Annotated in this window: 4 protein-coding genes and 1 pseudogene; 1 reads left to right on the forward strand and 4 read right to left on the reverse strand. The window is 70.5% G+C overall.

Annotated features, from left to right (window positions below; all coding sequences use genetic code 11):
* The coding region (locus tag C665_RS18530) for a chemotaxis protein CheA (protein ID WP_004326421.1) at nucleotides 1-1,304 on the forward strand (1,304 nt) is incomplete at its 5' end.
* A gap of 42 nt (nucleotides 1,305-1,346) precedes the next feature.
* On the opposite strand, the gene tal is transcribed toward C665_RS18530, so the two are convergent.
* The 4 genes and pseudogenes from tal to C665_RS18545 form a co-directional block, all read right to left on the reverse strand.
* Nucleotides 1,347-2,423, reverse strand: coding sequence for a transaldolase (tal, locus tag C665_RS21190; RefSeq protein WP_040829698.1), 1,077 nt, complete (start codon nucleotides 2,421-2,423; stop codon nucleotides 1,347-1,349).
* 312 nt (nucleotides 2,424-2,735) lie between these two features.
* Nucleotides 2,736-3,293 (reverse strand): annotated as a pseudogene (locus C665_RS21195) (pseudouridine synthase); the annotation flags it as partial.
* Nucleotides 3,294-3,435: 142 nt separating this feature from the next.
* A complete protein-coding gene (locus C665_RS18540; RefSeq protein WP_004326425.1) occupies nucleotides 3,436-4,020 on the reverse strand; it encodes a superoxide dismutase in 585 nt (194 codons plus the stop codon).
* Between the two features lie 136 nt (nucleotides 4,021-4,156).
* Nucleotides 4,157-4,482, reverse strand: a 326-nt coding sequence (locus C665_RS18545) for an exodeoxyribonuclease VII large subunit (protein ID WP_004326426.1), incomplete at its 5' end; no start/stop codon positions are given.

Consider the following 4,482-nt stretch of genomic DNA (forward strand, 5'->3'; position numbering starts at 1 on the left):
CTGCCGACCCGGTGGTCGCCGCCGCCTTCGGCCGCCGCGCCAGCGACGTGCCCGGTGCCGGCGCGCCGGTCGGTCGGCGCGAGGGCGAGCGTCAGCGCGACAACTCGATCCGGGTGGACACCGCCCGCCTCGATCAGGTGCTCAACCTCTCGGGCGAGATCGGCCTCACCAAGAACCGGCTCAACGCGCTGCGCAGCGACATCCTTGCCGGCCGCACCGACACCGAGACCCTGCAGGCGCTCGACCTGGCGGTGAGCCAGCTCGACCTGCTCGTCTCCGATCTGCAGAACGCGGTGATGAAGACGCGCATGCAGCCGATCGGCCGGCTCTTCCACAAGTACCCGCGCATCGCCCGCGATCTCGCGCGCAACCTCGGCAAGGAGGTCGAGCTGGCGTTGGTCGGTGAGGACACCGAGATCGACAAGACCATGGTCGAGGATCTCTCCGACCCGATCATCCACCTCATCCGCAACGCGGTGGATCACGGCATCGAGGATCCCGCCCGGCGCGCCGCCGCCGGCAAGCCGGCCAAGTCGGTGCTGCGCCTGGAGGCGCGCCAGGAGGGCGACCACATCGTGATCACCGTGGCCGACGACGGCCGCGGCATGGATCCCGAGAGGCTGCGCGCGAAGGCGCTCGCGCAAGGCGTGATCACCGCCGAGGAGGCGAGCACGCTCGATGAGCGCCAGAGCTACGACCTCATCTTCCTGCCCGGGTTTTCCACCGCCGAGAAGGTGTCGGACGTGTCCGGCCGCGGCGTCGGCATGGACGTGGTGCGCACCAACATCCAGAAACTCAACGGCAGCATCGAGATCCAGTCCCAGCTCGGCAAGGGCACCACGCTGCTGATCCACCTGCCGCTGACCCTGGCGATCCTGCCGGTGCTGCTGGTGCGCCTCGGCGATCAGCCCTTCGCCGTGCCGCTGTCGATGGTGCGCGAGATCCTGCCGATCGAGCCGGGCGGCATCCAGGACGTCGGTGGCAAGGCCACCATGGTGGTGCGCGGCGAGGTGCTGCCGATCGTGCCGCTGTCCGCGCTGCTCGGCTGGCCGCGCGAGGCGGTGCCGCAGTATGGCGTGGTGATGCAGTCGGGCGCCGCGGTGTTCATTCTCGCGATCGACAGCTTCGCCGGGCGCGAGGACGCGGTGATCAAGTCGCTCGAGGTCTTCCGACCGAAGGGCGTGGCCGGGGTGACCACGCTCGCCAACGGCCAGATCGTGCTGATCCTCGACATGAAGGAGCTGCTCGAGTCGGCCGGCGATCGGCGCAGCGTGTCGCGCTCGACGCTGTTCGAGGCGGCGTAGCCGCCGCCCCGGTCGTGCTCGGCTGGCGAGCGAGGTGGCAACTCAGGCGGTGAGTTCGAGCAGCCCTGCGAAGGCCTGCTCGAACTGCGCCAGGCCTTCCTGCTGCAGGCGCTCGCCCACGGCCACGAGGTCGATGCCGGCGGCCGCGAGCGCGGTGAAGTGGGCGGCGGCCTGCTCGACATCCTGTTCCAGCGTCGAGGCCACGCGGCCGTGGTCGCGCAGGGCGTCGAGCGTGGCGTCGGGCAGGGTGTTGATGGTCTCGGCACCGATCAGCGGCTCGACGTAGAGCAGGTCGCTGTAGGCCGGGTTCTTGGTGCCGGTGCTTGCCCACAACATGTACTGCGGACGTGCGCCCGCCGCGGCCAGGTCCTCGAAGCCGGCGCCGTGGAAGCGCTCCTGGTAGGCCTCGTAGGCCAGCCGTGCCATCGCCACCGCGGTGCGGCCGCGCAGCGCCGGCAGGTCGCCGCCGCGCTCTTCCAGCAGCTTGTCCACCAGGGTGTCGACCCGCGACAGGAACAGGCTCGCCACCGACATCACGCCCGCGACGTCTCCGCCCGCCGCGCGCAGACGCGCGAGCCCGCGCAGGTAGGCCTCGGCCACCCCCTCGCAGTGCGCGAGCGAGAACATCAGCGTGACGTTGACGCTGACGCCCTCGCCGATCAGGCGCTCGATGGCGACCAGGCCCGCCGGCGTGGCGGGCACCTTGATCAGCAGGTTGGGGCGGTCGACCGCGGCCTTCAGGCGCAGGCCGGCGGCCACGGTACCGTCGGCGTCGTGGGCGAGCGCGGGCGAGACTTCCAGGCTGACGTAGCCGGCGCTGCCGCCGCTGTCCCGATGCAGGGGTGCGAGCAGGTCGCAGGCGCGCTGCACGTCGGGGATCACCAGGGCCTCGTAGCGCGCCTCGGCGCTCAGCGGCTGCTGCTTGAGCGCGGCGAGATCGTCCTCGTAATAACGCCCGCCGGAAATCGCCTTGTGGAAGATCGCCGGGTTGGTGGTCACGCCGGCGACGCCGTCGTCGGCGACGAAGCGGGCGAGGTGGCCTTCCTCGAGCAGGGTGCGGGAGAGGTTGTCAAGCCAGATCTGCTGGCCGTGCTGGCGTACCTGGAGCAGCGGGTTCATCGTTCTACCTGGAGTGTCGTGGGAACGGGGCCGCTCGGGCGCGGGCCCGCGGGCGGCGGAAAGCCTGGATTCTGCCTCGAAAGTGCTGCGCTGTGCCGTCTGCCAGCCGAGCGCCGCGAGCACCGCGGCAAAATCCTCCGCCACCGGCGCCACGATCTCCAGCGGGCGCTCCGTCACCGGATGCGCCAGCGCCAGCCGCGTGCACGCGAGCAGCAGGCGGTGGCTGCCGAAGAGCGCCTGGAACAGGCGGTTATGGCGGCCCTTGCCGTAGGTGGCGTCGCCGATGATCGGGTGGGCGATGTGCTTGAGGTGGCGGCGCAGCTGATGGCGGCGGCCGGTCTCGGGGAGGAGCTCGACGAGCGCGTAGCGGCTGCTGGGGTAGCGGTCCACCGCGTGCGGCAGCTCGACCGTGGCGAGGCGGCGGAAGCGGGTGCGCGCGGGCTGGGCGACCGGCTCGGCAGCCTCTGGCGAATCACTGTCGTCGACATCCTCGGGCAGCGCGTCGCGGGCCCCGGCGCCCTTGCCGCTGCGCACTTCGACCGCATCGAGTCGGCGTACCAGCGCGTGCTCGATCACGCCGTGCTCGGGCGGATGCCCGCGCACGACCGCCAGGTAGCGCTTGTCGACCGCCTGCGCCTCGAAACGCTGCGCGAGCGTGCGCGCCACCTCGCGATCGAGCGCGAACAGCAGCACGCCCGAGGTGCCGCGATCCAGCCGGTGGGCGGGATACACGCGGCGGCCGAGCTGGTCGCGCAGCAGCTGCACCGCGAAGCGTTCCTCGTGCGCGGCAATCGGGCTGCGGTGCACGAGCAGGCCGGAGGGCTTGTGGATCGCAACCAGCCAGTCGTCGCGGTAGAGGATCTCGAGCATCTCGTGTCTCGTCGGTGGCGCCTCGCCGACGCGCAGGGGGCTGCGCGCGCGCGCCGACGCTCGTACCGGCCATAAAGCACGAAAGCGACCACGCGGGTCGCTTTCGCATCCAGCTCGGCCGGCCGCGGGCCGGCTCCGGGAATCAGGCGAAGTTCTTCGCCGCGAAGTCCCAGTTGGCCAGCTTGTCGAGGAAGGTGGCGACGAAGTCCGGACGACGGTTGCGGTAATCGATGTAGTAGGCGTGTTCCCACACGTCGATACAGAGCAGGGCCTTGTCGCCGGTGGTCAGGGGGGTGCCGGCGGCGCCCATGTTGACGATGTCGACCGAGCCGTCGGCCTTCTTGACCAGCCAGGTCCAGGCGGAACCGAAGTTGCCGACTGCGGAGGCCTGGAAGGCCTTCTTGAAGTCGTCGAAGGAGCCCCACTTGGCCTTGATCGCGTCGGCCAGCGCGCCGCTGGGCTCGCCGCCGCCGTTGGGCTTCATGCTGTTCCAGAAGAAGGTGTGGTTCCACACCTGCGCGGAGTTGTTATACACGCCGCCGGCGGGGGCCTTCTTGACGATGGCTTCGAGGTCGAGGTTCTCGTACTCGGTGCCCTTGATCAGGTTGTTCAGGTTGGTGACGTAGGCCTGGTGGTGCTTGCCGTAGTGGAACTCCAGGGTCTCGGCCGAGATGTGCGGGGCGAGGGCGTCCTTGGCATAGGGCAGGGCGGGCAGGGTGTGTTCCATGCGTGATCTCCGTTGTTGGTCTGTCTGTGTTCGGGTTGGGGGTAGAAGCCGGACCATTTTAGTCTGGATTTAGACCCCGAACAAGCTTGCTTCCCGCATGGTAAGCCCATGCGGGGGATTTGCGGAACCCGTGCGCTCAGGCCTTCCCGTGGCCGATGACCCGGGTGTCGAGGCGGCCGTCCGCGAGCTGCACGCTCACCGCGGCGCCCTCGGGGATGCCGGCGGTGCTGCGCAGGACGCGGCCTTGCTTGTCACGGGCGATGGCATAGCCGCGCGCCAGTACCGCCTGTGGCGCGAGATGCTGGAGGTGGGCGGCGAGGGCGTCGAGGCGCTGGCTGCGGGCTTCCAGCAGGCGTGTGGCTGCGCGCGCGAGGCGCCCACCTAGCATGTCGACGCGCGCGGCGAGCGCTTGCGGGCGCGGCGCTGCGGCACGCAGGCGGAGCCCGGCGCGGGTGGCGCGCA

The sequence above is a fragment of the Thauera aminoaromatica S2 genome, from assembly GCF_000310185.1.
Classification (GTDB): Bacteria; Pseudomonadota; Gammaproteobacteria; order Burkholderiales; family Rhodocyclaceae; genus Thauera; species Thauera aminoaromatica.

Bases quoted from the DNA above. Each gene is read 5' to 3' on its own strand.
- C665_RS18540 (WP_004326425.1), bottom strand. From the start codon at position 4,020: ATGGAACACACCCTGCCCGCCCTGCCCTATGCCAAGGACGCCCTCGCC.
- tal (WP_040829698.1), bottom strand. From the start codon at position 2,423: ATGAACCCGCTGCTCCAGGTACGCCAGCACGGCCAGCAGATCTGGCTT.